This is a genomic window from Micromonospora sp. CA-248212 (assembly GCF_050948405.1).
GTDB lineage: Bacteria > Actinomycetota > Actinomycetes > Mycobacteriales > Micromonosporaceae > Micromonospora.
The window spans coordinates 3,127,277-3,153,873 of the sequence record NZ_CP192023.1 but is presented as its reverse complement, the minus strand read 5'-3'; the positions used below and the strand labels follow the sequence as shown (position 1 = coordinate 3,153,873).

The following is a 26,597-nucleotide window of genomic DNA, read 5'->3' as shown; positions in this document are numbered from 1 at the left end:
CGCCGTCAGGCGCGGCGCAGCGTCGCGCCGGGGGCCATCGCCTGCTCGACGAGGTCCCGGTAGTCGCGCGGCAACTGCGTCGCCACGTCGTCGAACTCGCCGCCCGTGATCGCCTCGCGCAGCGTGGTGAACACCGCCCGGACGGCGTCCCGCGCCGCCGGCTCCTCGACCCGCGCCCGCAACGCCACGCGCGCCACGAACTCGGCCGCCCCGAAGCGGTCCGCCTGCTCGGTGCTCGGGCTCGGCTTGAGCACCAGTTGCAGCGGCTGCGGCAACTGGGCAGCCAGGTCCAGCACCTCGCCACCGGTCAGCCGCTCGGCGAACGTCTCCAGCACCGCCCGGGTCAGCTCGACGGCCTGCTCCGACGACGTACGGGTGCGTTGGGAAACCTGGTCGACGAAGGTGTCGTAGTTCATCGCGTACTCCCTCGAACTGTGTCTGCGGCGCCTGCGGGTACCCGCCGCGCCCCGGTGGAAACGACGCCGGATTTCCCGGACCGAGCCGGGCGTGACCCGACGGCGGACGGGTAACCGCCGCCGGACGCGACCAATCCATGCCCCGAGGGAGCCCCAGACATGGCGAGCTACGCGGACGTCCTGCAGTACCTGTCGAGCCTGGACTACCCGGCCGAGAAGGACGACGTGGTCCGCGAGGCCGAACGTGAAGGCGCCCCGCCGGACGTGCTCAAGGCGCTGCGCGCCCTGCCGCCGGTCGACTACGCCAACGGCACCGAGGTGGCCCGCTCGGCCGGCATCGAGGCGGCCCCCGAGGTCGGCCCGGCGCAACGCGCCACGCAGGCCCGGGACAAGAAGCACAACCGGGTGTCGCAGCACCTGCGCGGCATCTGACCACGCGGTGGGGTCGTCCGTCGTGGCGAGCCGGCGTCGCCGATGACCGGCACCGGTCCGCTGTCGCGCCCGCCGGACGGGCACACCCCCGCGGCGACGCAGCTCGCCATCGTGGCGGCCGTCGGCGTCCTCGTGGGCGGCGTCTTCGCCCTGGCGCTGTCGCCCGCGCTGTCCCCGCTGGCCGGCTGGGACGCCGCCGCGCTGAGCTGGCTGACGCTGGTCTGGCGCAAGCTCTGGCCGATGGACGCGCCGCGCACCGCGCAACTCGCCGTGCACGAGGACCCCAACCGGGCCACCCGGGACGTGGTCCTGCTGATCGCCTGCCTCGCCAGCCTGCTGGCCGTCGGGCTGGTCCTGGCCAGCGCGCACGCCGCGCCACCCGGAGTACGCCGCGACCTGTACGGCGCGCTCGGGGTCCTCAGCGTGGTGCTGTCCTGGCTGGTCGTGCACACCGTCTTCGCCGCCCGCTACGCGCGGATCTACTACACGGGCCCGGACGGCGGGGTGAACTTCAACCAGAGTGAACCGCCCCGGTACTCGGACTTCGCCTACGTGGCGTTCACCGTCGGGGCGACGTTCCAGGTCTCCGACACCAACCTGACCAGCAACGAGATGCGCCGGACGGTGCTGCGGCACTCGATGGTGTCGTACCTGTTCGGCGCGTTCGTCATCGCCGTCACGGTGAACCTGCTGGCGGGGCTGGCGCATTGAGAGCTGAGGCCCGGCTGCGTCACGGGCGGGAGCCTCGCCGGGACAGGCGGGCGCCCCTTGGCCACGAACCGCGACCGGGGGCGCCACGCAAACCTGCCCAGGCGGTGGACCACGTCCGAACCGGTCGCGGCCACCAGGCGGTGGATGCCCGCCCGAACCGAGCGGTCAGCACTGCCGGGTACAACCATACGACAGAACATCCTCCGTACGGTCAGTTTTTGCCGAACTGTGGGCCAACGCACGTCAGCCCTCGGTCGGCCGTTCCGCAGAGCGGGTCGGGTCAGCCGTGCAGGCCGCCGGTACGGTCGCGGGCCTTGAGCCGGGTGGTGGGCAGCGCGGGCGCGGGCAGCGGCGACGCCGCGTCGTCGGCCACCACCCCGAAACGCCGCCCCGCCATCCAGTCGTCCCGAGCCTCGGCGATCTCCTCGTGCGAACGGCCCACGAAGTTCCACCACATGACCAGCGGCTCCTCGAACGGCGTACCGCCCAGCAGCAACAGCCGCGCCCCCGCCCCGCCGCGCACGGTCAGCTCACGCCGACCCGTACCCAGATAGAGCAGCGCCCCCGGCTCGAAGCCCACCCCGGCGGCCTCGGCCGCGCCGGACATCGCCAACACGGCGTACTCGAAGTCGGGTCGCAACGGGAGCGTCGTCGGCGCGGACCCGCCCAGCTCGAGCTGCACGCCCACCAGCGGGGTGTGCACCACCGCCGGCGACCGCTGCCCGGCGAACTCGCCCACCAGCAGCGTCGCGTCGACCTCACCGTCGCGCCAGCGCGGCAGGTCGGCGTGGTGGGCGAAGTCGGCCGCGCCGGCCCGCGTCGGGTCCGGCAGCGCCACCCAGAGCTGCACACCGTGCATCACCGGCGGGTGCGTGGCCGGCGACCGCTCCGAGTGGGCGATGCCGTGCCCGGAGGTCATCACGTTCAACTGGCCGGGTCGGATCGCCTGGACGTTGCCCAGGCTGTCCCGGTGGATGATCTCGCCGTCGAGCAGCCACGTCACCGTCTGCAGCCCAGTGTGCGGGTGCGGCGGAACCTCCATGCCCGGTCGCTGCGCCACATCATCCGGGCCGAAATGGTCCACGAAGCACCACGCGCCGACCATCCGTCGGGGCCGCTGCGGCAGCAGACGCCGCACCGTCGTGTACCGACCGAGCGGCACGTCGTGGCCGGGCAGCAGCACGCTGCCGGGATCGACGTCGGCCACGCCGGGCGGTCGGGTCTGCGCCAGCATCGATTCGGTACGCTCCACCGCCCGACTGTACGCTCGCGCGCTCCACCGACAGCGGCGCTTCCGGTTCGGGGTGACCCCCAACTCAACCGCGCGGGCGCTCGGACCCGCGCTCGATCCACCCGGCGTCACCCCGGCCGCTGAAGCCGGCCCGCCGTCACCGGGCCTCGGCCACCGTCACCGCGTTGACGCCCGCGACCAGGTCCAGAAAGATCCGGTTGGACGAGCGGTCCCATCCCGGCGTGCTCACCAGATCCCCGGCGGCGACCCCGTTCCACCGCTGGTCGCGGACCACCACCGAGCCGGCGCCCGAGCCCGCGCGCACCCGCACCGGCGGCGTGCCCGGCACCCGGACGGAGAGCCGGCTGGTCCCGCCGGTCAACCGCACCGTCATGACGCCGCGATCCACGGGCGGCAGGATGAGATCGGTACGAGCGGAGCCGCCGACAAGGTCCACTCCCCGCAGACGCGCCCGCGTCAGATCCAGCACCTGCTCACTGACCCCACCCTCCAGGCGCAGACGCCAGGCGACCCGCTCGCTGAGCAACACCCGTACGGCCCGTCCATCGGACGCGCCGGCGGCCACCACGCCGAGCCGGACCGTCTCCCCATCGAGCACCGGCCGGGCAGCCACACCCGTGCCGGACGGGCTGCTGATCCGGTAGAGGTCGTCACCCAGGTCCGTCACCCGCAGGTCGAACGACGTCAACCCGTCGACGAGCACGAAGGTGGCCTTCTGCCGGCCCGCCAACGACGCGGTCATCGTCTGGTCGGATGCCGCCGCGGCGTCCTGCCTCGTGTCCTGCGGACCCGTGTCACTGTAGGTCTGACCGAGGCGGTAGGGGTCACTCACGATCACCGCGACGGCCATGACGCCGAGCACAAGCACGACGGCAGCGGCGGTCAGCAGCAGGCGGGCACCGACGGACCAGCGTCCCGACGCGACCTCCGCCTCCGGTGGCCCTACCTCCGTGTCCTGCCTCGAACGCGGCGCAACGTCCCGGCCCGCAGGTGAGCCTGCATCGGACGCCGGGCGAGGCTCTGTCTCGGGCGGCGGTCCCGCTGTGCTGGTCTCCCGGTCCCGGCTGGCCGGCTCGGACCCCGGTTGGCTCGTCGCCGGGTCGTCGGCCGGCAGGTGCGCCGCAGCCGTCCGAGCCGCCGCCATCGTCTGCGCGCATTGCCGACCTGTTCGGCGTGCCGCCTGATGCTCGCTGCCGTCACCCACCACGGCCATGCCCTGTCCCTCCGCCGGTCCCCGCCGGAGGGTACGGACGCGATCGTCGATCGGATCACCGCGCGCTGACAACGCCACTGCGCTACGTCGCCACGCGGGATCCGCAGCCCGCTGGCCACCGACGGCGTCGACTGCGTCCGCCATCGTGATGACCCGCGGGCATCACGCCACCGGCAGTCGGCCCACCCCGGCCCCACCCCACGCCGCCCCAACAAGCGTGATGCCTGTGCGTCATCTTGATGACCCACAGGCATCACGCCACCGACGGTAGGCCCACCCCGACGCCGCCGAGGTCTGGAAATGCGGTGATGGCCGGCACCCGTTGTCGGGTGCCGGCCATCTGTGTGTCTTAGCTGTTCCAGTTGTGGGCGACCAGGTCGGTGGCCTGCTGCTCCCACTGCGCGTACGCGTCCGGGTACGCCGACACCTGCACGGTCTGCGCGGCGTCGGTCAGCGGCATGTCCTGCCAGCCGTCAACCTGACGCAGGCCCTTGAGGAACGCCGTCGTCGAGTACTCCGGGTCGGTGATCTGCTCCGGGGTGCCCCAACCGCTCGACGGGCGCTGCTGGAACAGACCCAGCGAGTCGTGGTCGTTGGCGTCGCCGAGGTGACCCAGGTTCTCCAGCTTCGACTCCTGCAGGCTCGTCGCGATCGAGATGACCGCAGCCCGCTCGGGCAGACCCGCCTTCTTGGTGGCCGCGATGATGGCCTTGGCGTTGCCGGTCTGCTCGCCGTTCAGGTCGATGTGGGACTGGTCGCCCTGCGGCTTGGGTGCGGTGGTCTGCACCGCTGCGGCGGCGGGCTTGGCGTCCACGGCCGGGGTGGCGGCGTGGGCGGCGATGGGGCCGGCGAAGACGCCACCGGCGAACGCGAGACCAGCGATGGACAGCATGCTCTTGCGGAAGATCGTGTTCATCAGGGGTTGCTCCTTCGGGGGTAGGAAACACCCACCCGTCACCACTGCGGGGGATCGGTGACGGGGGTGTCAGCACCTCGTCCGGGCGCTCAAAGACTGGGGGGCGGCCTGCGAGCGGGGGCTCGTGGCGGCCGGTCCGGGTGTAACGACCCGGGGGGCGGGGCCATTCCCGGAGGGCTGACGATCCGCGTGAGCGGGGCTCGTCGTGCCGGGACCGGGTGTAACGACCTGCGGTCCGGGGTCATTCCCGGGGGCTTGGCTCCCCCGGGGGCGGGGGGCTCGGCCGTGGTCCTGCGATCGTCGGAGGGTGTAACGACCCCCAGCCCGCCAGGATTCCGGCCCACGGGTGCAGCCGGTCACCACAGCGGCCCCACAACCGGACACACCACCCACGCACGGCGGTCGGCCTGGGTGATCGACTCCGGATCGGCGAACTCGGGGCATCCCGGACCGGTCGATGCCCCGATATCGGCGAACTCGTGTCGATCACGACACCGCACGACCGCCGGGGGGCCGGCGGCGGGCTGCCTCACTCGCCCAGGCGAGATCGGACCTTGTTCGCACACGAGTCCAGAACGGTTCGCGCGTCGAGTCCCAGGCTCTCGATCGCCACCAACGCGGTGAACACCACGTCGGCCAGTTCGGCTGCCACGTCCTCGCGCGTGTGGGTGACACCCTTGCGCGGATTCTGCCCGAGCAGGCCGATCCAGGCGGCGGACGCCTCGCCCGCCTCCTCGGTCAGCTTGAGGATTCGGCAGGTCAGTTCCGTCTCCCCGGTGCCGTTCGCGGTGTCCAGCCAGCCCCGCGCAGCCCGGGCCGCCGCCCAGATCGAGTCGTCCACGACGACAGTCAACCGCATCGGACCGGACCGGCCGACGATCGGCACCCACGCCGTCGAGGCCCAGCGCCACCGGGCTCCCTCGGGGCCTGACCGGTCGGTCAGCGTAGCCATTGACTCCGGTCGAAGGCGGTCCTAGGTTCAGGACGCTACCGGCCGGTAGGCAACCGTCCCGCCTGGTCGCCCCCGCAGGCGACATCCGTCCGATGGGGAGCATCGATGCTGTCCGTACCCGTTCGCACCCTGCGCCGCCTGGTCGCCGCCACCGCGACACTGACCCTGGCCGTCGGGCTGATCGGCCCCGCACCCACCGCCGCCGCAGCAGGCGTCGCAGCGGACCGCGGCTCCGACGGCGACCAGCCGCTGCCCGGCTACACCTTCCAGAACCCGCCGCTGACGCCGCTGACGGTGGCGGGTAAACCGACGACGGTACGTCAGGGCGTGCACCGGCACGCCGCGTACATCATCGAGGTTCCCGCCCGGTGGAACGGCGACCTGGTGCTGTGGGCGCACGGCTACCGGGGTCAGGGCACGGTTCTCTCGCCGGAGCCGCCGGGCTTCGAGCTGCGCCAACGGTTGCTGTCCCAGGGGTACGCGTGGGCGTCGTCGTCGTACGACCGCAACGGCTTCGACATCCGCTCCGGGGTGCTGGGCACGAAGGATATCGCGGACCACTTCGCCCGGACGGTGCGTCGGCCGCACCGCACGTATCTCGCCGGGGTGTCCATGGGCGGGTACGTCATCGGTCGCTCGCTGGAGCAGTATCCCGGCTACTACGACGGCGCCCTGCCCATGTGCGGGGTGCTCGGCGACCAGAGGCTGCTCGACTTCTACCTGGACTACAACCTGGTCGCGCAGGCGCTCGCCGGAGTGCCGGCCTACCCCACGCCGACCGACTACCTGAACAACGCGGTGCCGCGCATCCAGGCGACGCTGGGCCTCGCGGGGCTCACGCCGACCGGCCCGGACACGACCACCGAGCGGGGCAAGCAGTTGCGGGCCGTGACGGTGGACCGTTCGGGCGGGCCGCGTCCCGGCGCTGACGCCGCGTTCGCGGTGTGGAAGGACTTCCTCTTCTCGATCATGGTGACCGAGGGCGGCGACTCCCCCGCCCAGCGGCCCGGACAACTCGCCACGAACCTGCTCACCCGCTACCGCCCGAACAGTCCGGTCGACCTGAACTCGACCGTGCGGCGGGTCGCGCCGGAGAACGTCCGGCAGCGGCTGCTGCCGACGCTGACGGAGGTGCCGCGCATCGCCGGCCGTCCCAGCGCGCCGGTGGTCAGCCTGCACGACCTCGGTGACCTGTTCGTACCGTTCAGCATGGAGCAGGCGTACGCCACCGACGTGGCACGGCACGGTCGTAGCCGGCTGGTGGTGCAGCGGGCCATCCGGGCCGCGCAGCACTGCGAGTTCAGCCCGGCCGAGGCCGGGGCCGCCTGGGACGACCTGGTGTCCTGGGTACGCACCGGCAAGCGCCCGGCCGGCGACACCGTGACCGATCCGGCGGTGGTGGCCCGACCCGACTACGGCTGCCGGTTCAGCGACCGGGCGGTGTACGCCGCCGGGGATGGCACCCGCCGCCTCTACGCCCCCTGCTGACGAAAGACGAGACCGGCCGGCCCCCGTGACGGGAGCCGGCCGGTGTGTTCAGGATGCTGTCACCAGAGCTGCTGGACGAGGTCCGCCGCCTGCTCCTCCCACTGCGCGTACGCGTACGGGAACGCGGAGACCTGCACGGTCTGCGCGGCGGTGGTTAGCGGCAGGTCCTGCCAACCGCCCACGTTCTTGAGCGCGTCGAAGAACGCCGTGGCGGCGTACTCCGGGTCGGTGATCTGCTCGGGCGAACCCCAACCGGACGACGGACGCTGCTGGAACAGGCCCTGCGAGTCGTGGTCGTTGGACGCGCCGAGGTGGCCGAGGTTGTAGAGCTTCGACTCCTGCAACGAGGTGGCGACGCCGATCACCGCGCCACGGTCGCCGACGCCGGTCTTCTTGGCCGCGTCGACGATCGACCGGGCGTTGTCGAGCTGCGCCTTGTCGAGCGGGATGCGCGACTGCGCGCCTTCGATGCCGTGCGGGATCAGCTCGTCGCGGCTCGGCTTGCCGGTCGGCGGCTTGCCGGTGGCGGAGCCGGTGGTCAGGCCGGATTCGACGGGCTGCTCCTGGTGCGCAGCGCCGGTGGCGGCCTTGCCGGTGGCGAGGTCGATGGCGGCGACGGCGCCCTGGTGCGGCCCGGAGGTGACCGGGGCGGCGGTCGCGGTCGGCGCGAGCGCCAGACCACCGAGGGCGGCCACACCCACCACGCCGAGCGCGGTCTTGCGGTACGAGTCCTTGGCGATGGCGGGGAGCCATCGAGTGAAGTCGGGCTTCACGATGGTTCCTTTCGATCGTGCGGAGCGCTCCGGGGTGAACGCCCCTCGGGATTGACCGCGGAAAGGGGTTTGGGCTCCGGCGGTACGGGGGACACAACCGGGTTGACGAGTCGGTCATTCCGGAAATGCCGGAGTCACCCCGAGCTGGGGACCCAGTCACTCCCGGGAATTCGGATGGCCGGCCGGACCCGGGTGACGGGTGGGCGGATCCGGACTATCGACGCAGACGGGTCAGCCCGGATGGGCCACGCCGAACCGGACGAGCACGTGCCAGAGCTGTTTGAGGTGCTGAAGGTTGTCCGCGAACGGACCCCGGTCGGCCCACCGCTGGGGCTCGGTCACCAGCGACACGGCGCCCCGGCCGATCAGCGCCGCGTCCACCGGCGCGTCCGGTTGGCCGAACTCCCGGTGCAGGCGGGCCGCGAGCACCGGGATGGCGGGACCCCGGAACTCGGCGTCGACCTCGCCGACGGGCAGCACGAAGCCGGGGTGCCAGCGCAGCGGGAAACCGTACCGACGCGCGAGAGATTCCAACTGCTCGCCGGTGGCGGTGCCGACGAAGGACGGGTCCGCAACCAGCTCCTCGACGTCGGACGCGAGGTCGAGAGCGCCGTGGACCTGGGCCTCCACGTAGTCGTCGAGCGCCCGACCGACGGTTCCCGGCGTGCGCGGGCCGTCGAGCAGCGTCCGCGCCAGGGCGGCGACGTCCGTCTCGGCGCGGCCGAGGCACACGCCGGTACGGGCCACCTCGGCCAGGAGCCCGGCGAGGACCGCCTCGAAGGCGTCCGCCGTCCCCACCACACCGGGGCCGAGGTAGCTGTCGCCGAGGCAGAAGGTCGCCCGCGCCAGCACCGCCGGACGCAGCCGCAGATGGCAGGAGCCGAAGCGGGGGCAGGCGCCGTCGGCGTGGTCGAGCAGGTTCAACCCACCGTAGATCGGGCGGTCCGCCGGGGTCACCCCGGTCTGTTGGTACGCGCCGCCGAACATCCGCCGCTCCCAACGGTCCCGGTCGCCACCGGGGTACGCGGTGAGGCCACCGGCGGAGATCCCCGTGACGAACTGACTGCGGTACACCCCGTCGTCTGCCAGCGCGGTCGCGACGGCACGCCCGTCGGCGCACAACCGATCCGGGTGGAAGTTGACGGTGATCCGGCCGCGCTCGACGGCGGCGAGCAACCGCTGAGCCGGCTCGTCGACAGCGGCGGCGGCGAGGTGGCGGGCGATCGTGGCGAGCGCCGCAGGACGCTCGGTCACCGCCGACGACCGCACGTACGCGAGGGCGGACGCCTGCGCCGGCGTCAGGGCCCCGGCGTGCGGCACGTCCCGCTCGGACGTCGCCGTCACGGCGTGTCCGGCTCCGTGTCCGGCTGCGTGTCCAGCTCCTGGAAGACGGTGATGTGCAGGTCGGCGGGGGCGTCGAGGCGCGCGTTGAGCGAGCGCCACGGCGTCAGCGTCGGCGGCGCGACCTCGCTCGCACCGGCGGCGACCAGCCGGGCCGTGGTCGCGGCGGCGTCGTCCACCTCGAAGGCCACCCGGAGGCGCGGGGCGACCTGACGGCCCACCTCGACCTCGTCGATCAGGCGCTTCTGCGCCGGGTTGGCGATCTCCAACGTGGCCCGGCCGGCGTCCAGGATCACCACCCGCGCGTCCCCGTCGCTGGTGAACTCGGCCTCCACGGGCAGGCCGAGCGCGTCCCGGAAGAACGCCACGGCGGCCTCGTGGTCGGCCGCCTCCACGACGAGGCGCAGCTGACGGACGACGGGTACGGGGTGCTCGGCGGCCATGCGGCGGATCGTAACGCCTACGCTGACGCTGACACTGTCCCGAAGGGAGCGAGGATGGTCGACGCGTACCTGCTGCGTCCGGTCGGCCGGGTCGCCTCGCCGCTGACCGACGCGGCGACCGCGCCGCGGCAGGGCGACGAGGGCTCGCCACCGGCCTGGCTGGTGTTCGAGCCGCAGGTCGAGCCCGCCCTGCGCGACCTGGACGTCGGCGCGGAGCTGCTGGTGCTGACCTGGTTGGACCGGGCCCGGCGCGACGTCCTGGCGGTGCGTCCGCGTGGTGACGAGACCCGCCCGGTGACCGGCGTGTTCAGCACCCGCTCACCGCACCGGCCCAACCCGATCGGGCTGCACCGGGTCCGGGTGCTGGCGGTGGACGGGCTGCGCGTCGAGGTCGCCGACCTGGAAGCCCTCGACGGCACCCCGGTGCTGGACGTGAAACCGGTGCTGGGCGCGGCCGACGAACGCTGAGGCGTCCGCCGGCCGCTCGGGTCAGTGCCCCCGGGCCAGCCACTCCGGCAGGTGCGGGGCCTCGGCGCCGATGGTGGTGTCGTCGCCGTGGCCGGTGTGCACGACCGTGTCCGGTGGCAGGGTCAACAGCCGGGTACGGATCGACTCGACGATGGTGTCGAAGTCGCTGTACGACCGCCCCGTCGCGCCCGGTCCGCCCTGGAACAGGGTGTCGCCGGTGAACACCGCGCTCAGGCCCGGGGCGTGGAAGCTGCACGCGCCGGGACTGTGCCCCGGGGTGTGCAGCACCTCCAGGGCGGTGCCGGCCACCTTGACGATCTGCCCGTCGTGCAGTTCGCCGTGCGGCGGCAGGTGGGGGTGGACCAGGTCCCAGAGCACCCGGTCGTCGGCGTGCAGCAGGATCGGCGCGCCGGTGGCCTCGGCCAGTTCGGGGGCGACCCGTACGTGGTCGTCGTGCGCGTGGGTGGCGAGGATGGCCCGCACCCGGCGCTCGCCCACCAGCGCGAGGATCGCGGCCACGTCGTGCGGCGCGTCGAGGACGACGCACTCGTCGTCGTCGCCGATCACCCACACGTTGTTATCCACCTCGAAGGTCTGCCCGTCGAGCGAGAACGTGCCGGCGGTGACCGCGTGGTCGACCCGGACGGTCATCAGAACACCACCACCGAACGCAGCACGTCGCCGTGGTGCATCCGCTCGAACGCGTTCTCGACCTGGTCGAGGGCGATCTCCTCGGTGACGAAGGCGTCCAGGTCGAGGCGGCCCTGCCGGTACAGCTCGGTGAGCATCGGGAAGTCCCGGCTGGGCAGGCAGTCGCCGTACCAGCTGGACTTGAGCGCGCCGCCGCGCCCGAAGACGTCCAGCAGTGGCAGCTCGATCCGCATCTGCGGGGTCGGTACGCCGACCAGCACGACGGTGCCGGCGAGGTCCCGGGCGTAGAACGCCTGCTTCCAGGTCTCCGGTCGGCCCACCGCGTCGATGACCACGTCCGCGCCGAAACCGCCGGTGGCGGCGCGGATCGCCTCGACCGGATCGGTGTCGGAGGCGTTCACGGTGTGCGTGGCGCCGAACTTCCTCGCCCAGTCCAGCTTGCGACTGTCGGTGTCCACGGCCACGATCGTCGTGGCGCCGGCGAGGGCCGCGCCGGCCACCGCCGCGTCCCCGACGCCACCGCAGCCGATCACCGCGACCGAGTCGCCGCGGGTCACGTTGCCGGTGTTCAGGGCCGCGCCGAGGCCGGCCATCACACCGCAGCCGAGCAGGCCCACCGCGGCCGGCCGCGCCGCCGGGTCCACCTTCGTGCACTGCCCGGCGTGCACCAGCGTCTTCTCGGCGAACGCGCCGATGCCCAGCGCCGGGGTGAGTTCCGTGCCGTCGGTGAGGGTCATCCGCTGCTTCGCGTTGTGCGTGTTGAAGCAGTACCAGGGTCGGCCGCGACGGCAGGCCCGGCAGTCGCCGCAGACCGCCCGCCAGTTGAGCACCACGAAGTCGCCCGGGGCCACGTCGGTGACGCCCTCCCCCACCTGTTCGACGATGCCGGCCGCCTCGTGGCCGAGCAGGAACGGGTAGTCGTCGTTGATGCCGCCCTCGCGGTAGTGCAGGTCGGTGTGGCAGACGCCGCAGGACTGGACCCGGACGATCGCCTCACCGGGGCCGGGGTCGGGCACCACGATGGTGGTGACCTCGACCGGTGCGCCCTTGCTGCGGGAGATGACTCCCCGGACTTCCTGGCTCACTGCGCCTCCTGGTGGTGGTCGGTGGCGGGACCCGGGGCCGGGCGGTGAAGCGGGCTCGGCGGTGGGCCCCGGGCGAACCTACCGCGATCACCACGGCCGGCCCAGTCGGCCAGGGGGCGGGTTATCGCGGGTCACGCGGGGTACGCGGGCCACGATTCGGACCACGGCCACCGGGAGTGATCATGAAAATCGCGCACCTGCCGCTGCGGGCCAGCATCGGCGCGTACTTCCTCGACTCGGGTCTCGGCAAGCGCAATCTGGAGGGCGAGGCCGCGCAGGCCATGCACGGGATGGCGGTGGCGGCAATGCCGCAGCTCGGCCAACTGGACCCACCCCGGTTCGCCAAGCTGCTGTCGTACTCGGAGATCGCTCTCGGGGCGGCGCTGCTCGCGCCGTTCGTGCCGACGCCCCTGGTGGGGCTCGGCCTGACCGCGTTCGGCGCGGGTCTCGTGCAGCTCTACCTGAAGACGCCGGGGATGCGCCGGCAGGGCAGCATCCGACCGACGCAGCAGGGTGCCGGGCTGGCCAAGGACGTGTGGCTGGTCGGCGCCGGCCTGACGCTCGTGCTGGAGGGGCTGACCCACCGCCGTCGGCGCGGCTGATCAGGCGTAACCGCGCCGCCGGCACCCGTTATCGTGTGCCCGACCCCGACGGTCGGCCTGAGGAGCTGCGGTGACCCACAGTCGTTCGGTGCGGCCGTTCTACCGGCCCATGCGGCCCCGCCGCCGGGACGAGCCGCACCGCGCGGCCACTCCACTGGAACTCTTCTTCGACCTGTGTTTCGTGGTGGCCGTGGCGCAGGCGGCGTCCGCCCTGCACCACGACGTCGCCGAAGGGCACCTCGACCACGCGCTGCGCAGCTACCTGATGGTGTTCTTCGCGATCTGGTGGTCGTGGATGAACTTCACCTGGTTCGCCTCGGCGTACGACACCGACGACGACGTCTACCGGATCACCACGCTGGTGCAGATCACCGGGGCGTTGATCCTGGCGGCCGGGGTGCCGCGCGCGTTCGCCGAGGGCGACTTCACCGTCATCACCTACGGGTACGTGGTCATGCGGCTGGCCGCCGTCGTGCAGTGGAGCCGGGCCGCCGCCGGAGATCCGACGCACCGGGCCGCGGCGCGCAGGTACGCGATCGGCGTGACCATCGTGCAGCTCGGCTGGCTGCTGCGGCTGGCGCTGCCGGACGACTGGGGCATCGTCACGTTCCTGCTGCTGGCGCTCGCCGACCTGCTCGTTCCGGCGGTGGCCGAGCGGCCGGGCATGACCCCGTGGCACCCCGGGCACATCGGCGAGCGGTATGGACTGTTCACGCTGATCGTGCTCGGCGAGGCGGTGCTGGCGATCTCCCTGGCGATCCAGACCGGGCTGGACGCGGGCGACCACGGTCTCTGGGCGCTCGCGGCGGCCGGCGCGGTCATCGTGTACGCGCTCTGGTGGCTCTACTTCGACCGCCCGGTCGAGACGCCGGACCGGCTGCCGTACTCCCTGGTCTGGGGCTACGGCCACTACCTCGTCTTCGCCGCGATCGCCGCCGTCGGCGCCGGCCTGCCCGTGGTGGTGGACCACGAGCGGCACCTCGCGCACGTGTCCGGAACGACCGCCGCGTACGCGGTGGCCGTACCGTTGGCCGTCTTCCTGCTCACCGTCTGGGTGCTGCACGTCCGCCGCCAACAGCACGGCGCGGTGGTGGTCGCCTATCCGGTCGTCGCCGCGGTGGCGCTGCTCGTGCCGCTCGGACCGGCCCCGGTGCCGGGGCTCGCGCTGCTGCTGGTCGCCCTCGTGGCCCTGACGGTGGTGCTGCGCGAACGTGATGCCGGGGCCGTCACGAGCCGTACGGCCTGACATCGATCTGGATCAGACATCGATCATCCGGCCTGCCGGCGCGCGGGACGGCCCGAAAATGGGCAGAATTGCGGGATGTTACGCCGCCGATGGTTGCTGGCCGACCAACTCGGGCCACATTTCCTCGACGACCCCGATCAACCGGTCCTCCTGGTGGAGATCCGGGAGCTGTTCCGCCGCCGCCCGATGCACCGGCAGAAGGCGCACCTGATCCTCTCCGCCCTGCGCCACCGCGCCGCCGAGCTGGGCGACCGGGCGCTGCTGCTGCGCACCGACACGTTCCGCGAGGCACTGACGCAGGTCACCGAGCCGGTGGAGGTGTGCCACCCGCACTCCCGGGCCGCGCTGGCGTTCGCCCGTTCGGTGCCCGGCCTGACCGTGCTGCCGCCGCGCGGTTTCATCACCAGCCAGTCCGACTTCGCGGCCTGGGCGGACCGCACCCGGCGCGGCCCGCTGCGGATGGCCGACTACTACCGGCAGGCCCGTCGCCGGCACGAGGTGCTCAGCGGGCCGTCCCGGATCGCCGCCTCGGCCCCGACGCCGCGCCGCCCGCGCGGTGAGGCCGCCGCCGTGCCCGCCACCCCGCCGCCACCACCGCCCATCGTCGAGGACGACATCGACGCGCAGGTCCGCCGCGACCTCGACGGGTGGGCGGCCGACGGGGTCCGGTTCGTCGGTCGGGACGGCCCCCGGCGGTACCCGGCCACGCACGACGAGGCGCAGGCCCGGTTGGCGCACTTCCTCGCGTACCGGCTGCCCGGGTTCGGCCGCTACGCCGACGTGATGAGCGCCGACGACCCGCTGTTCGCGCACTCGACGCTCTCCTCGTCGTTCAACCTGGGGCTGCTGCACCCCGAGCCGGCCGTGCGCGCCGCCGAGCAGGCGTGGCGGTCCGGCGCCGCCCCCCGTACGGCGGTGGAGCCGTTCATCCGCGGGCTGCTCGGTTGGCGGGAGTTCCTCTGGCAGTTGTACTGGTACCACGAGCCGCGGTTCCGGGGCGCGAACTGGCTGGCCGCGACCGAGCCGATGCCGCAGTGGTTCGCCGACCTGGACGCCGACGCGGTGGAGGCGCGCTGTCTGGCCGACGTGCTCGCCGCCGTCCGGGACCGGGCCTGGACGCACCAGAGCCCCCGGCTGCTGGTGCTGGGCAACTACGCGTTGCAGCGCGGCTGGCGTCCCGCCGAGGTGGCGGACTGGTTCCAGCGCTGCTTCGTCGACGGCACCGACTGGGTGATGAACGCGACCGTGATCGGCATGAGCCAGTACGCCGACCTGGCCAGGGTGGACACCCGCCCGTACGCGGTGGACGGCACCGACATCGACGAGATCAGCGACTACTGCGCCGGCTGCCGGTACGCGCCGGAGCGGGCGCTCGGCGAGTTGGCCTGCCCGTACACCGGGGGTTTCGAGAGCTTCCTGCACCGCAACCGGGAGCGGTTGGTGGCCGACCCGCGACTCGCCGCCGAGCTGGCCCGCCGCGACGAGCCCGAGCACCGGGAGGCGGTGCTGGCCCAGGAGGAGAAGCGCGGCGGCAGCCCGCCCTGATCAGGTGGGGTCGGCGACCGGCGGCGGGACCGGCGCGGGCCGCGCCACGCCCCGGTTCAGGCCGACCATCAGCACCCGGTGGTACGACGCCGGCATGATCCGGGCCAACAGGTCGGGCACCTTCGCCGACCAGCCGATGAGCACCCGGCCCCGCCGTCGCTCGACGCCCCGCAGGATCACCTCGGCGGCCCGCTCAGGGGCGATGGTGAGCAGCTTCTCGAACTGCGCCCGACCGGCGGCGTACTCCTGGGCCGGCACGCCGCTGCCGACGCGGGCGTTCTCGGTGATCCGGGTCCGGATCCCGCCCGGGTGCACCGACGTCACGCCGATGCCGTCGTCGACCAGCTCGTGCCGCAGCGCCTCGGTCAGGCCCCGGACGGCGAACTTGCTCGCCGCGTACGCGACCTGCCCGGCCGGCGCGATCAGCCCGAACAGGCTGGAGATGTTGACCAGGTGCGCCCCCGGTTCGGCCTTGAGCGCGGGCAGCAGCGCGTGCGTCACCTGCGCCACCGCCCGGAAGTTGATCTCGATGACCCAGCTGAACTCGTCGAACGTGACCTGGTCGAACCGACCGCCGAGGCCGACGCCGGCGTTGTTGACCAGCAGCCGGATCCGCGGATGACGCTGGCCGATCTCGGCCGCCACCCGCGCGGTGGCCGCCGGGTCGGCGAGGTCCACCCGGTAGGTGTGCACCCGCCGGTCCGGGTGCGCGACGCCGATGGCGGCGACGACGCCGTCCAGCCGCTCGGCGTCCCGGTCCAGGAGCACCAGGTCACAGCCGCGACGGGCCAGGCCGTGCGCCAGCGCCGCGCCGATGCCGCTGGCCGCGCCGGTCACCACTGCCGTCGCGCCGGCGAACTCAAACCTCCGCACGATCGGTGCTCCTTCCCTGGCGGGCGCGGCGGGAGAACCGCACACCCTCGTCGGCGAGCCGGCCGTGCCGCATCAGCAGCACGTCGCGGACGTAGTTCTGGTGCAGCCGCCACGGCGTCCGCGCGCCCTGCCGGGGCAGGGCCGCGACACCGCGCAGCACGTACGAGGAGCGCAGGTCGATCAGCGGCGCCCGCTCATCGCCGGGCGGCGGCAGCGGGGTCACGACGTGTTGGCCGGTCCGGTCCAGGTGGCGCAGCAGCCGGCAGACGTAGCCGGCGACCAGGTCGGCCTTGAGGGTCCACGACGCGTTGGTGTAACCGATGGTCAGCGCGAAGTTCGGCACCCCGGAGAGCATCATGCCCTTGTAGGCGACGGTGTCGGCCAGGTCGACGTCGACACCGTCGACGCGCAGCGTCAGGCCACCGAGGGCGAGCAGGTTGAGCCCGGTCGCGGTGACCACGATGTCGGCGCTCACCTCGTCGCCCGAGGCCAATCGGAGGCCGTCGGCGGTGAACGTGTCGATGGTGTCGGTCACCACCGACGCCCGACCCTCCGCCACGGCGGTGAAGAGGTCGCCGTCGGGCACCACGCAGAGGCGCTGGTCCCACGGGTCGTACCGGGGCGAGAAGTGCCGGTCGACGTCGTACCCGACCGGCAGCAGGCGCGTCGCGGCCCGCCGCAGCAGCCGTCTCACCAGCCCCGGCGCGCGCCGGCTGAGCTGGAACGTGGCCGTGGACAGCAGCACGTTCTTCCACCGCACCACCGGATACGCGACGCCCGCCGGCAGCCGACGCCGCAGGGCGTCGGCCAGCCGGTCGCGTGCGGCCAGGGCGATGAGGTACGACGGTGAGCGTTGCAGCATCGTCACGTGGGCGGCCCGCCGCGCCAGGGCCGGCACCAACGTCACGGCGGTCGCGCCGCTGCCGATCACCACCACCCGCTTGCCGGCGTGGTCGAGGTCGTCCGGCCAGTGCTGCGGGTGCACCAACCGCCCGGCGTACGCGTCGACGCCCGGCAGGGCGGGCGTGTAGCCCTCGTCGTACCGGTAGTAGCCGGTGCAGGCGAACAGGAACGAGCAGGTCAGCACCACGGTCTCGGTGGTGTCGGTGCGCTCGGCGTACACCGTCCAGCGGGCGGCGTCGCTGTCCCACTCGGCGCGCGTCACCCGGTGGGAGAAGCGGATGTGCCGCTGCACGTCGTACTCCCGGGCCGTTTCGCGCACGTACTCGAGGATGCTCGCGCCGTCGGCGATCGACCGCGCGTCGGTCCATGGCCGGAACGCGTAGCCGAGGGTGAACATGTCCGAGTCGGACCGGACGCCCGGGTAGCGGAACAGGTCCCAGGTGCCGCCGACCGCGTCGCGCGCCTCCAGCACCGCGTACGTCTTGTCGGGGCAGTCGCGGCGCAGGTGGCAGGCCGCGCCGACGCCGGACAGGCCGGCGCCGACGATGAGCACGTCAACGTGGTCGGAGGGCATCGTTTCCTCCATCCGGGGCGGTGGTCGGACCCTAACACCGCGACCGAACGACCGTTAACTAGCGTCGGACCGCCTGCGGGCCGGAGCGGCGGGACGCCCGCTCGGCGTCGAGCCGAGCGAGCATCCCCTCGAAGTCGTCCGGAGCGAGGACCGGTCCGCTGTTCTTGCGCCACCCGCCCTTGCGGGACCGCCGCTGCACCGACGACTCGAACGCGCCGCCGGTCGTCCGCACCCAGCACGCGAGGCGCACGGTGGGCCCGCCGAGGAACAGCGCGGGACGCGCCTCGAACCCGGTCACCTCCGACCATGGGAACGTCCGGGTGCGCGAGATGTGCCGCAGCCGTACGCCCTCGTCGTTGACGTAGATCCCGGTCAGGTACATGCGGGTGACGCCCGTCAACCACAACCCGAGGAAGGGGAACACGGTGAACACGCCGACATCGTCGCGCGGGTCGAGGTCTCCGCGCAGCAGCGCCGACCCGACGCCCGCCAGCATCGCCAGGCCCACCACCGATCCGACCACCACCATGAGCCCGGTGACCGCCTGGGTGAGGCCCCACGGATCCATCCGCCGCCATCTGCGCACGGCCCGCAGGCTAGTCCATGGACGCTCGCGTCGATTCCATGATCCAGTTCGTCTCCCAGGTTCGTTCGCCGTCGACCGAGAACGCCTGCTCCCAGCGGGCCCTCGTCGCGGTGATCCCGGACCAGATGAACCGGCACCGGACCGGACGCCCCTCGTGCTGGTCGTCGGCGTAGAAGCGGCCCACCCCGTCGACGAAACGACCGACCATCGGCGGCTGCTCCAACTCGCCGCGACCGCTGTTCATCCAGTAGATCGACCACTGCTCGCTCGCCGGGTCGAAGATCCTGATCGTGGCACCGGAGAAACCCCTGGTCGGGAAGGTTATCTCGTCGAAGTTGCCGCCCCCGCCGAAGAAGCTGCGCGCCACCGACACGCCGGGGAACTCGTCCCACTCGTCGCAGCCGGTGAGCCGTTCGCGGAGCCGCCGGTTGACCACGTTCCAGGTGCCCACGTAGAAGTCGAAGTCGCCCATCAGTGGCCCACCGGCCCTTCCGCCCGCGAGTCGCCCAGATAACCGGCCAGGTCGGGGCTCTCCGGGGCCAGCAGGTGCCGGACCCAGGCGGCCCGCTCGTGCTCCAGCACCGCCAACTCCCAGACGCAGCCGACCTCGCGCCGACCCAGCTCGACGAAGTGGGTCGGGTCGTCGTCCGGGCAGTCCAGCACCGGCTGACCGGCCACCGCGATGTGCGCCTGCAACGCGTTGTCCCACACCCAGGTGTACGCCAACAGGTAGGCGCCGGTGTCCGCGCCCCGGTGCAGCACCACCCACCCGGCGGCCGGCGTGCCGTCGCGCACCGCGCGGGCCAGCAGCGCTGGCAGGACGTCGTAGGCGGCCTTCTCCACCGCCGGTTCGATCGGCTGCCCCGGCTGGTCGATGTGGTAACGCTTGAGCTGCCAACCGCCCACCACGATCGGCTCCAGCGTTCGTAGATCCTTGTCGTCGAATGCCATGCCGGGACGGTAGGACCACTTCGCTGACAGCTAGTGTCAGTGAAGTGCGGGCCAGTCGACTCATTTCCGTCCTGCTGCTGCTCCAGTCGCACGGCCGGCTGACCGCCGCGCAACTCGCCGAGCGGCTGTCCGTCTCCCCACGCACCATCTACCGCGACGTGGAGTCGCTGCACGCCGCCGGCATCCCGCTCTACGCCGAGGCCGGGCACGCCGGCGGTTACCAGCTCGTCGACGGCTGGCGGACCCGGCTGACCGGCCTGACCGCCGAGGAGGCCGAGCGGCTCTTCCTCGCCGGGCTGCCCGGCCCCGCCGACGAGTTGGGCTACGGCGACGTGGTGGCGGCGCTGCGACTCAAGCTGAACGAGGCGCTGCCCACGCCGTTGCGCGACCGGGCCACCCAGCTCCAGCAACGCTTCCACCTGGATACACCCGGTTGGTACGCGGACGGCGACGCCTCCCCCGAGCTGGCCCGCACCGCCGAGGCCGTCTGGCGGCAGCAGCGCGTGCGGGTGCGGTACCGCAGTTGGCGGGGGGAGGTGACCCGGGTGCTGGAGCCGTACGGCCTGGTGCTCAAGGGCGGCCGATGGTACGTGGTGGCCACGCAACCGGGCCGGTCCGAGCCGGCGACCTACCGGGTCAACCAGATCCTCGCGCTGACCTCGCTCGACGAGGAGTTCGACCGGCCGGCCGACTTCGACCTGCCGGCCTGGTGGCGCGAGCACGTGGTGCGGTTCCGCGCCCGACTGCACCAGGACGAGGCCACCGTACGCCTGTCCCCCGCCGGCCGGCAGCGGCTGCGGGAGATCGGCAGTGATCCGGTGGTGGCCGCCGTGGACGCCAGTGCCGGTCCCGCCGACGCCCAGGGCTGGGTGACCGCCGTGCTGCCGATCGAGTCGTTGACCCACGCCCACGGCGATCTGCTGCGCCTCGGCGCCGACGTGGAGGTGCTGACCCCGGTCGCGCTGCGCGAGCTCCTGGCCGCCACGGCCGCCGGCCTGGCAGCCCTCTACGGCCCCCGGTAGGTGCCGTCGCCTTCCACAATGGAAGATCGGCGGGACATCGACTGTCGGCCACGTGTGCCACCCTGGGACGGTCGCCAGCGGTCACCGGAGGTGAGGGCAACGCTACGACTACGCGCGCTGGTCGCCGTCCCCGGCACCGGGCCGGTCACCCTCGACGTCGCGGCCGGCGAGACGGCCGCGCTGGTCGCGCCGCCCCGGGTCGGCACGGCCGTGGCCCGGGTGCTGGCCGGCCTGGCCGCCCCGGTCACCGGTCGGATCATGGTGGGCGCGCGGGACGTCACGTCCCTGCCGCCACCACGCCGGCAGATCGGCTACGTGCCGGCGGGCGGCGCGCTGCTGCCGCAGCTCACCGTGCGGCGCAACATCGAGTACGGCCAACGCAAACGCGAACGGGTGCACGAGATGGCGGACGACTGGACGGCGACGGTGGTGGAGCGGCTGGAATTGGCGCCGACGCTCGACCTGCTCCCGCACGTGCTCTCCGACGCGCAGCGGTTCCGGGTCGCGCTGGCCCGCGCCGCCGTCTGCCTACCCGAGGTGCTCGTCGTCGACCTGCCCGTCGACCCCGCCGGCGGCAGCCGCCTCGGCGACCTGCTGCCCCGCCTCGCCCCGTCGGAGACGCCGGGGGTCGCCACGCTCGTCTGCACCGCCGATCCGTCCACCCTGGCCGACATCCCGACGCGGCACCACCTGGTCACCGAGCCCGACGAGGTCCCCCGGTGACGTCGGCCGGTGGCCTCAGCCGCCGTACCCTGCTGCGCGCCGCCGCCGTCGGCGCGGCGGCCACGGCGGCCGGGTGCGGCGGCGGCACCCGCTCGATACAGGTGGCGGTGGTCTGGAGCGGCGGCGAGCTGGACCGCTTCCGCGAGGTCGTGGCCGCGTACCCCGCTCCGGTGCGGGTGGTCAGCGCCGGCAACGACATCGACGCGTTCCTGCGCGCCCGGCACCTCGCGGGCACCTCGCCGGACGTGGCGATCCTGTCGCGTCCCGGCCTGGTCACCGAGTACGCCGCGCGGGGCTGGCTGCGCCCGGTGCGACCGTCGACCGAGTACGCGGTGCCGATCGGCCTCGGCGACCTGCTGATAGCCAAGGGGCAGCGCTACGGCCTGTGGGTCAAGGCCGCGCACAAGTCCCTGGTGTGGCATCTGCCCTCGATGCTGCCCGAGCCGCCGACGAGCTGGGACGCACTGGTCTCGCTGACCCGCCGCCTCGGCGCGCTCGCCCGCGACGGCGGTCCGGCGCCCCTGGCCATCGGCGCGGCGGACGGCTGGGTCCTCACCGACTGGTTCGAGAACGTGCTGGCCGACCTCGCGCCCACCGCCTACGACGCCCTCGCCGCGTCCGAGGGTGACTGGCAGGGCCGGGCGGTGCGCGACACCCTGGACCGGCTCGCCGAGCTGTGGAGCATCGACGGCGCGTTCCCCGGCGGCGGCAAACGTGCCCTGCTCACCCAGTACGAGGAGTCGGTGATCCAGGTGGTGCGCTCACGGCGGGCGGTGATGGTCTTCGAGGCCGACTTCACCGCCGAGGTGGTGGGCCGGTTCCGCAGCGGCGCCGAGGAGCCGGTCACCTTCCGCTTCCCCAGCGCCGGGGCGGGCAGCGGCGCGCTGATCGTCGGCGGCGACGTCGCGGTGGCCTTCGACCACGACCGGGGCGGACTGGAGCTGGTCGAGTGGTTGACCCGGGCCGACTCGTTCGGTCCCTGGCTGCGGGCCGGCGGCTACCTGTCGCCGAACACCACCATCGCGCTGACCGAGTACGCCGACCCGGTCCGCCGGCAACTGGCCCGCGAGATGCGCGGTCCGGACACCCTGCACTTCGACCTCTCCGACCAGTTGCCGGGGGCGTTCACCGGCTCCGACGGCGTCGGCATCTGGCGCATCATGCAGGACTTCTTCGCCGACGTCACCGGCGGCGTGCCGGCCCGCCGCGCGATCGACGACGCCACCGGGCAGCTCGCCGCGGCGGCCCGCGAGGCGGGCGGTGACCGGTGAGCGAGACCCGGGTGCTCGGCGAGCTGGCGGTGCTCGACGACGTCGGCCCGCCGCGCCGGGGCCGGGCCTACCCGGCGGCCGGTGCGACCTCCGCGCTGCTGCTGCCGGCCGCGCTGCTGCTCGGGGCGCTGGTGCTGTGGCCGGTGCTGCGCACGCTGCACGCCAGCGTTACCACCGACGGTCGCTGGGTCGGCGCGGAGCACTTCCGGGCCGCCCTCGCCGCGCCGCACACCGGCGCGGTGGTCGGCCGTACGGTGCTGTGGGCGGTGCTGGTGCCGGCCGTGGTGACGGCGTTGGGCTACCTGTTCGCCGTCGTGTCGCGCCGCTCCCAGGAGGGTGGCCTGGTCCGGCTGATCCTGCTGGTGCCGGTGGCGTTGCCGCTGGTCGTCACCGGCGTGACCTTCCGGCTCATGTACGACCCCGACCCGACCCGTGGCCTGGTGACCCTGCTCGCCGCGCGGGTGACCGGCCGCTCCACCGAGGACGCCCCGCAACTGCTCGGGCCGGGCCTGGTGACGGTGGCGTTGATGTCGGCGTTCGTCTGGGCGTGGGTGGGGCTGGCCGTGCTGGTCTTCCGGGCCGCGCTGGACCGCGTACCGCCGAGCCTGGCCGACGCGGTACGCGCCTACGGTGGCGGCCGGCGACACGTCCTGTGGGACGCGCAGTGGCGGCCGCTGTTGTTGCGTACCGTCGCGGTGGTTTTCGCCCTGGTGGCGCTCGGCACGAGCCGCACCTTCGACCTGATCCTGGTGATGACGCCCGGGTCCGTCCGCGACGACGCGGCGGTGCTCGCCCTGCGGGTCTGGCAGACCTCGGGCGGCACCACCACCGGGCAGGGCGCCGCGCTCGGCGTCGTCTGGCTGGCGGCGGTGGCCGCCGGAATGCTGGTGGCGGCGTTCTTCGTCCGCCAGGCGTGGCCGCCGCCGCGGGTCGAGGCGACGCCCGACGCGGCGCCGACGCGGCCGCCGCGCCGGCTGTTCCGGGTGCTCGCCGCCGCCGCCGCGGTGGCCTGGCTCTTTCCACTGGTGGTGCTGCTGGCGACCTCCGCGCACGGGCAGGTCGACGCCGCCGCGCAGGGCTGGTGGTCGGCCCCGCCCGGCGCGGGCTCCTACGAGGCCCTGCTCGGCGGCGACGAGCTGTGGCGGGCGCTCGGCTTCACCCTGCTGCTGGCCACCGTCGTCACCGCGACGGTTCTCGTCGTCGGGCTGCTGGCCGCGTACCCGCTGGCGTGGCTGACCGGGCCGGCCGCGCAGGCGACCGGCCTGCTGCTGATGGCCGCCACCGTCGTCCCGGTGCAGGTGATCGCCGGGCCGGTCAACGAGGTGCTCGGCCTGGTGCTCTCCTCCGGCACCGCACGCGGGTTGGCGCTGGTGCACGTGGCGCTGGGGGTGCCGTTCGCGGTGCTGGTGCTGCGCAACGCGTTCGCTGACCTACCGGCCGACCAGGTGCGCGGCGCTCGCCTCGGCGGCCGGCGGTGGTGGGGCACGCTTCGTCGACTGGCCCGGCACAACCTGCCCGCCGTGGTCGCCGTGTCCGTGCTGGAGTTCGTCCAGGTCTGGAACGACCTGGCGGTGGGCCTGCTGTTCAGCAGCCCGGAGGCCACTCCGCTCGGGTTGTTCCTGGCCGGGCAGAGCCGCGGCTTCGTGTCCAACAGCGGGGTCCTGGCAGCCGGTTCGGTGCTCGCCTCGGTGCTGCCGGTGGCGCTCATGGTGCTCGCCCGGCGGCAACTCGTCGCCGGCCTGGTCTCCGGGGGCGTACGGTGACCCGCCCCACCGGCGCGCCCGGTCGAGGGCCGAGGTGGCCGCTGCTCGCCGCCGTCGTCTCGCTGCTCGGCGGCGTGCTCGGCAACGTGGGCATCAACCTGCTCTCCGAGCTGGTGAGCAGCGCGCTCGGCCCGGCCGCCGAGCTGCTCGGCCCGGCGAGCATCGTGATCGGCCTCGTCGGCGCGATCGGCTTCGCGGTGTACGCGCATCAGCGCCGGGCCGGGCGGGAGACCGGTCCGGAGCCCACCGATGTGGTCAGCACGCCGGTCGAGGATGTGCCGACCCTGCCGTACACGGCGGGGTTCACCGGCCGCGACGAGCACGTGCGGGCGGTGCTGGACCTGCTCGCGCGCGAGCACGCCGTGGCGGTGCTGGGCCGGCGGGCGGTGGGCACGTCGGCCTGCGCCATCGAGGCGGCGAACCTGTGCCGGGCGGACTTCCCGGACGGGCAGTACCACTTCGACCTGCGCCGGGGCGGTCGACGCCGGTCTCCCCGGCAGGTGCTCACCGCGTTGGCGGGGGTCCTGGGCAGCGCGCCGCCGGTGTCCGGTCGGCCGGACGCCCTCGCGGCCGCGGCCGCCGCGATCCGCCGCAAGATCGACGGTCGCAAAATCCTGCTGGTCCTGGACAACGTCGACCGGCCCGAGCAGGTCCGCGCGCTGCTACCGCCGACCGCGCGCACCTGCCGGCTGCTGCTGGCCGGCGGTCCCGCGCTCAGCGGGTTGAACGGGGTGGTGGAGCACTGGATCGCCGAGCCCGGCCCGGACGAGGCGGTCGAACTGTTCGCCGCCGCTGGCGGCGCCGCCCCGGCCGCCCGGGTCCGCCGCGCCGACCCGCGTACCGATCCGGCCGTGCGCGAGATCGTCGACCTGTGCGGCCGGCAGCCGCGCACCGTCCGCGCGCTCGGCTACCGCACGGCCCAGCACGGCTGGCGGCACGTCGACGTCCTGGACGCGCTGCGCCGGGCGGTGCGCACCCGCCGCACCAGCGGGTCGCCGTCTCGCCGGCGGCCCAGCTCGTCACCGAACAGGACACCGCCTACCGGGCATTGACCCGCGAGGCCCGCCGGCTCTACCGCCTGATGTCGCTGGCGCCGGCCCCGGTGGACCGGCCGACCATCGCCGCGCTGGCCCGCCGGCACCCCGAGCGGATCACCGGGCTGCTGGACCAGTTGGCCGCCGCCGCGTTCGTGGTCGGCGCCCCCGGCGACCGGTACGAGGTCCGTCCGCTGCTCGCCGCGAACGCCCGCCTGCACCTGCGCGACGCCGACCCGGCCCGTTCCCGGGTCGCCGCGCAGGCCCGGCTCACCCGGCATCTGGCCCGGCGGGCGGAGCGGCACGCCGCCAACCTGACCGTGCTGGGCTCCCCGCCGGACCGGGAGTGGTCGCTGCCGCTGGACGACGACCCGTACGGCTGGTTCGACCTGCACCAGGAGTTGCTGCTCGCGGTCGTCCGGGTGCCCGCCGGGGCGGCCGAGACGCTGCCCCGACGGGTACGCCGGTGGTGGTTCCGGTTGGCCGTGGCGCTGTGCGGGTGGCTCGCCCACGTCGAACGGCTCGACGAGTGGGAGCAGGTGTGCCGCACGGTCCTGGCCACCCCGACGGCCGACGACCGACCGGAGATCGCCGGCTGGGCGCACAACGAGCTGGGCGTGCTGCGCCGACGTCGGCACGACCCGCAGGGGGCGGCGGCGGCGCTCACGCTCGCGGTGGCCGAACGCGGCCGGCGGGGCACCGCCCAGGCGCGGATGAACCTCGGCCTGGCCCTGCTCGACCTGGGGCAACTCGACGACGCGGTGGAGCACCTGGAGCTGTCCCGCCGGCACCGCTCGTCCGCGGACCGGGCCGGGCACGCCCTCACCCAGCTGGGCCTCGGCGCGGCGCAGCTGGCCCGGGGTGAGCTGGACGCCGCACACCACCATCTGGTGCGGGCGGCGAACACGTTCCGGTCGGTGGGTGACGCGCGCGGTTACGCCGCCGCGCTGACCAACCTGGTGCTGGTGCACGCCAGCCTCGGCGAGCACCTGGACGCGGCGCAGGCCTGGCGGGCCGCGCTGCGCGAGTACGAGTCGGTCAACGACCCGACCAGCCGCGCCGCGGCGCTGCTCAACGCGGGCGCGACGCTGCTGACCAGCGCGCCGGGGCAGGCGCGGGCGGCGTACGAGCTGCTGGCCGAGAGCCGACGGCTGCGCGAGGACGTCCGGCCCACGGCGGGGCTGGCGCGTACCCTGCTCTACCTGGGCGACGCCGCCGCGGCGCTGGGCGACCGGGCCGACGCGCGGCGGCGGTGGGCGGACGCGGCGACGGTGGCCGAGGAGGTCGGCGACGACCGGGCGCTGGCCGCCGCCGACGAACGCCTGGTACCCGACGTCGAAGCGCCACCGGCCACCCCCTGAGC

Annotated in this window: 28 protein-coding genes; 13 read left to right on the top strand and 15 right to left on the bottom strand. The window is 73.7% G+C overall.

Annotated features, from left to right (window positions below):
- Positions 1–5 precede the first annotated feature (5 nt).
- Positions 6–416, bottom strand: coding sequence for a DUF2267 domain-containing protein (locus ACQP03_RS15055; RefSeq protein WP_357121748.1), 411 nt, complete (start codon positions 414–416; stop codon positions 6–8).
- A gap of 159 nt (positions 417–575) precedes the next feature.
- Between ACQP03_RS15055 and ACQP03_RS15050 the strand changes: the two genes are divergently transcribed.
- Together ACQP03_RS15050 and ACQP03_RS15045 are read left to right on the top strand one after the other, a co-directional pair.
- The gene (locus tag ACQP03_RS15050) at positions 576–848 is read left to right on the top strand and encodes a DUF2795 domain-containing protein (protein WP_357399052.1); all 273 of its coding nucleotides are present in this window, start codon (positions 576–578) and stop codon (positions 846–848) included.
- Positions 849–890: 42 nt separating this feature from the next.
- Entirely contained in the window at positions 891–1,559 is a 669-nt protein-coding gene (locus ACQP03_RS15045) for a DUF1345 domain-containing protein (RefSeq protein ID WP_357121742.1), read from the top strand.
- A 280-nt stretch (positions 1,560–1,839) separates the two neighbouring features.
- On the opposite strand, the gene ACQP03_RS15040 is transcribed toward ACQP03_RS15045, so the two are convergent.
- The 4 genes from ACQP03_RS15040 to ACQP03_RS15025 form a co-directional block, all read right to left on the bottom strand.
- Positions 1,840–2,811, bottom strand: coding sequence for a pirin family protein (locus ACQP03_RS15040; RefSeq protein ID WP_433461014.1), 972 nt, complete (start codon positions 2,809–2,811; stop codon positions 1,840–1,842).
- A 136-nt stretch (positions 2,812–2,947) separates the two neighbouring features.
- The gene (locus ACQP03_RS15035) at positions 2,948–3,661 is read right to left on the bottom strand and encodes a hypothetical protein (protein WP_396833333.1); all 714 of its coding nucleotides are present in this window, start codon (positions 3,659–3,661) and stop codon (positions 2,948–2,950) included.
- Positions 3,662–4,373: 712 nt separating this feature from the next.
- A complete protein-coding gene (locus ACQP03_RS15030; RefSeq protein ID WP_433461013.1) occupies positions 4,374–4,940 on the bottom strand; it encodes a hypothetical protein in 567 nt (188 codons plus the stop codon).
- Positions 4,941–5,469: 529 nt separating this feature from the next.
- Positions 5,470–5,892 (bottom strand): MazG-like family protein, encoded by a 423-nt coding sequence (locus tag ACQP03_RS15025; protein ID WP_433461012.1) that lies wholly within the window; start codon positions 5,890–5,892, stop codon positions 5,470–5,472.
- Positions 5,893–5,997: 105 nt separating this feature from the next.
- Between ACQP03_RS15025 and ACQP03_RS15020 the strand changes: the two genes are divergently transcribed.
- Positions 5,998–7,380: an alpha/beta hydrolase family protein gene (locus ACQP03_RS15020; protein WP_357121728.1), complete on the top strand. Its 1,383-nt coding sequence runs from the start codon at positions 5,998–6,000 to the stop codon at positions 7,378–7,380.
- Between the two features lie 59 nt (positions 7,381–7,439).
- Here ACQP03_RS15020 and ACQP03_RS15015 read toward each other — a convergent pair whose 3' ends face one another.
- From ACQP03_RS15015 to ACQP03_RS15005, 3 genes are all read right to left on the bottom strand, one after another.
- Entirely contained in the window at positions 7,440–8,153 is a 714-nt protein-coding gene (locus ACQP03_RS15015) for a hypothetical protein (RefSeq protein WP_357121725.1), read from the bottom strand.
- Positions 8,154–8,384: 231 nt separating this feature from the next.
- Complete coding sequence (locus ACQP03_RS15010) at positions 8,385–9,497, bottom strand: DUF3626 domain-containing protein (protein ID WP_433461011.1); 1,113 nt, start codon at positions 9,495–9,497, stop codon at positions 8,385–8,387.
- Positions 9,494–9,937 (bottom strand): VOC family protein, encoded by a 444-nt coding sequence (locus ACQP03_RS15005; protein ID WP_433461010.1) that lies wholly within the window; start codon positions 9,935–9,937, stop codon positions 9,494–9,496. The genes ACQP03_RS15010 and ACQP03_RS15005 overlap by 4 nt, the downstream gene beginning before the upstream one ends.
- 54 nt (positions 9,938–9,991) lie before the next feature.
- On the opposite strand from ACQP03_RS15005, the gene tsaA reads away from it, so the two are divergent.
- Positions 9,992–10,405: a tRNA (N6-threonylcarbamoyladenosine(37)-N6)-methyltransferase TrmO gene (tsaA, locus tag ACQP03_RS15000; protein ID WP_357121716.1), complete on the top strand. Its 414-nt coding sequence runs from the start codon at positions 9,992–9,994 to the stop codon at positions 10,403–10,405.
- Positions 10,406–10,426: 21 nt separating this feature from the next.
- Here tsaA and ACQP03_RS14995 read toward each other — a convergent pair whose 3' ends face one another.
- Positions 10,427–11,056: an MBL fold metallo-hydrolase gene (locus ACQP03_RS14995; RefSeq protein WP_357121713.1), complete on the bottom strand. Its 630-nt coding sequence runs from the start codon at positions 11,054–11,056 to the stop codon at positions 10,427–10,429.
- Positions 11,056–12,141: an S-(hydroxymethyl)mycothiol dehydrogenase gene (locus ACQP03_RS14990; RefSeq protein WP_357121710.1), complete on the bottom strand. Its 1,086-nt coding sequence runs from the start codon at positions 12,139–12,141 to the stop codon at positions 11,056–11,058. The genes ACQP03_RS14995 and ACQP03_RS14990 overlap by 1 nt, the downstream gene beginning before the upstream one ends.
- Before the next feature lie 182 nt (positions 12,142–12,323).
- Between ACQP03_RS14990 and ACQP03_RS14985 the strand changes: the two genes are divergently transcribed.
- The 3 genes from ACQP03_RS14985 (at position 12,324) to ACQP03_RS14975 (ending at position 15,534) form a co-directional block, all read left to right on the top strand.
- Complete coding sequence (locus tag ACQP03_RS14985; RefSeq protein ID WP_357121707.1) at positions 12,324–12,743, top strand: hypothetical protein; 420 nt, start codon at positions 12,324–12,326, stop codon at positions 12,741–12,743.
- Between the two features lie 70 nt (positions 12,744–12,813).
- Positions 12,814–13,989: a low temperature requirement protein A gene (locus tag ACQP03_RS14980; protein WP_433461009.1), complete on the top strand. Its 1,176-nt coding sequence runs from the start codon at positions 12,814–12,816 to the stop codon at positions 13,987–13,989.
- Between the two features lie 75 nt (positions 13,990–14,064).
- On the top strand, positions 14,065–15,534 hold the full coding sequence (locus tag ACQP03_RS14975; protein WP_357121701.1) for a cryptochrome/photolyase family protein: 1,470 nt from the start codon (positions 14,065–14,067) through the stop codon (positions 15,532–15,534).
- Here the strand turns inward: ACQP03_RS14975 and ACQP03_RS14970 are convergent, their stop codons facing one another.
- Genes ACQP03_RS14970 through ACQP03_RS14950 form a run of 5 tightly spaced genes read right to left on the bottom strand, consistent with a single transcriptional unit; the run spans position 15,535 to position 19,421 of the window.
- On the bottom strand, positions 15,535–16,407 hold the full coding sequence (locus ACQP03_RS14970; protein ID WP_396832717.1) for an SDR family NAD(P)-dependent oxidoreductase: 873 nt from the start codon (positions 16,405–16,407) through the stop codon (positions 15,535–15,537).
- Positions 16,394–17,884, bottom strand: a complete 1,491-nt coding sequence (locus ACQP03_RS14965; RefSeq protein WP_357121695.1) for a flavin-containing monooxygenase — start codon at positions 17,882–17,884, stop codon at positions 16,394–16,396. Before ACQP03_RS14965 ends, ACQP03_RS14970 begins: the two co-directional genes overlap by 14 nt.
- 58 nt (positions 17,885–17,942) lie before the next feature.
- Complete coding sequence (locus ACQP03_RS14960) at positions 17,943–18,470, bottom strand: PH domain-containing protein (RefSeq protein WP_357121692.1); 528 nt, start codon at positions 18,468–18,470, stop codon at positions 17,943–17,945.
- A gap of 10 nt (positions 18,471–18,480) precedes the next feature.
- Positions 18,481–18,942, bottom strand: a complete 462-nt coding sequence (locus ACQP03_RS14955) for a hypothetical protein (RefSeq protein WP_357121689.1) — start codon at positions 18,940–18,942, stop codon at positions 18,481–18,483.
- Positions 18,942–19,421, bottom strand: coding sequence for a hypothetical protein (locus ACQP03_RS14950; RefSeq protein ID WP_433461008.1), 480 nt, complete (start codon positions 19,419–19,421; stop codon positions 18,942–18,944). Before ACQP03_RS14950 ends, ACQP03_RS14955 begins: the two co-directional genes overlap by 1 nt.
- Before the next feature lie 44 nt (positions 19,422–19,465).
- Between ACQP03_RS14950 and ACQP03_RS14945 the strand changes: the two genes are divergently transcribed.
- From ACQP03_RS14945 to ACQP03_RS14920, 6 genes are all read left to right on the top strand, one after another.
- Positions 19,466–20,443 carry a helix-turn-helix transcriptional regulator gene (locus tag ACQP03_RS14945; RefSeq protein ID WP_357121683.1) on the top strand — a complete coding sequence of 326 codons (978 nt, stop codon included), beginning with the start codon at positions 19,466–19,468 and terminating at the stop codon, positions 20,441–20,443.
- Positions 20,444–20,533: 90 nt separating this feature from the next.
- Positions 20,534–21,166, top strand: coding sequence for an ATP-binding cassette domain-containing protein (locus tag ACQP03_RS14940; RefSeq protein ID WP_357172209.1), 633 nt, complete (start codon positions 20,534–20,536; stop codon positions 21,164–21,166).
- Positions 21,163–22,437 carry an extracellular solute-binding protein gene (locus tag ACQP03_RS14935; RefSeq protein WP_357121677.1) on the top strand — a complete coding sequence of 425 codons (1,275 nt, stop codon included), beginning with the start codon at positions 21,163–21,165 and terminating at the stop codon, positions 22,435–22,437. Before ACQP03_RS14940 ends, ACQP03_RS14935 begins: the two co-directional genes overlap by 4 nt.
- On the top strand, positions 22,434–24,200 hold the full coding sequence (locus ACQP03_RS14930) for an ABC transporter permease subunit (protein ID WP_357121674.1): 1,767 nt from the start codon (positions 22,434–22,436) through the stop codon (positions 24,198–24,200). Before ACQP03_RS14935 ends, ACQP03_RS14930 begins: the two co-directional genes overlap by 4 nt.
- Positions 24,197–25,252: a hypothetical protein gene (locus tag ACQP03_RS14925; protein ID WP_433461007.1), complete on the top strand. Its 1,056-nt coding sequence runs from the start codon at positions 24,197–24,199 to the stop codon at positions 25,250–25,252. The genes ACQP03_RS14930 and ACQP03_RS14925 overlap by 4 nt, the downstream gene beginning before the upstream one ends.
- Complete coding sequence (locus tag ACQP03_RS14920; RefSeq protein ID WP_433461006.1) at positions 25,249–26,595, top strand: hypothetical protein; 1,347 nt, start codon at positions 25,249–25,251, stop codon at positions 26,593–26,595. Before ACQP03_RS14925 ends, ACQP03_RS14920 begins: the two co-directional genes overlap by 4 nt.
- Positions 26,596–26,597: the final 2 nt, after the last annotated feature.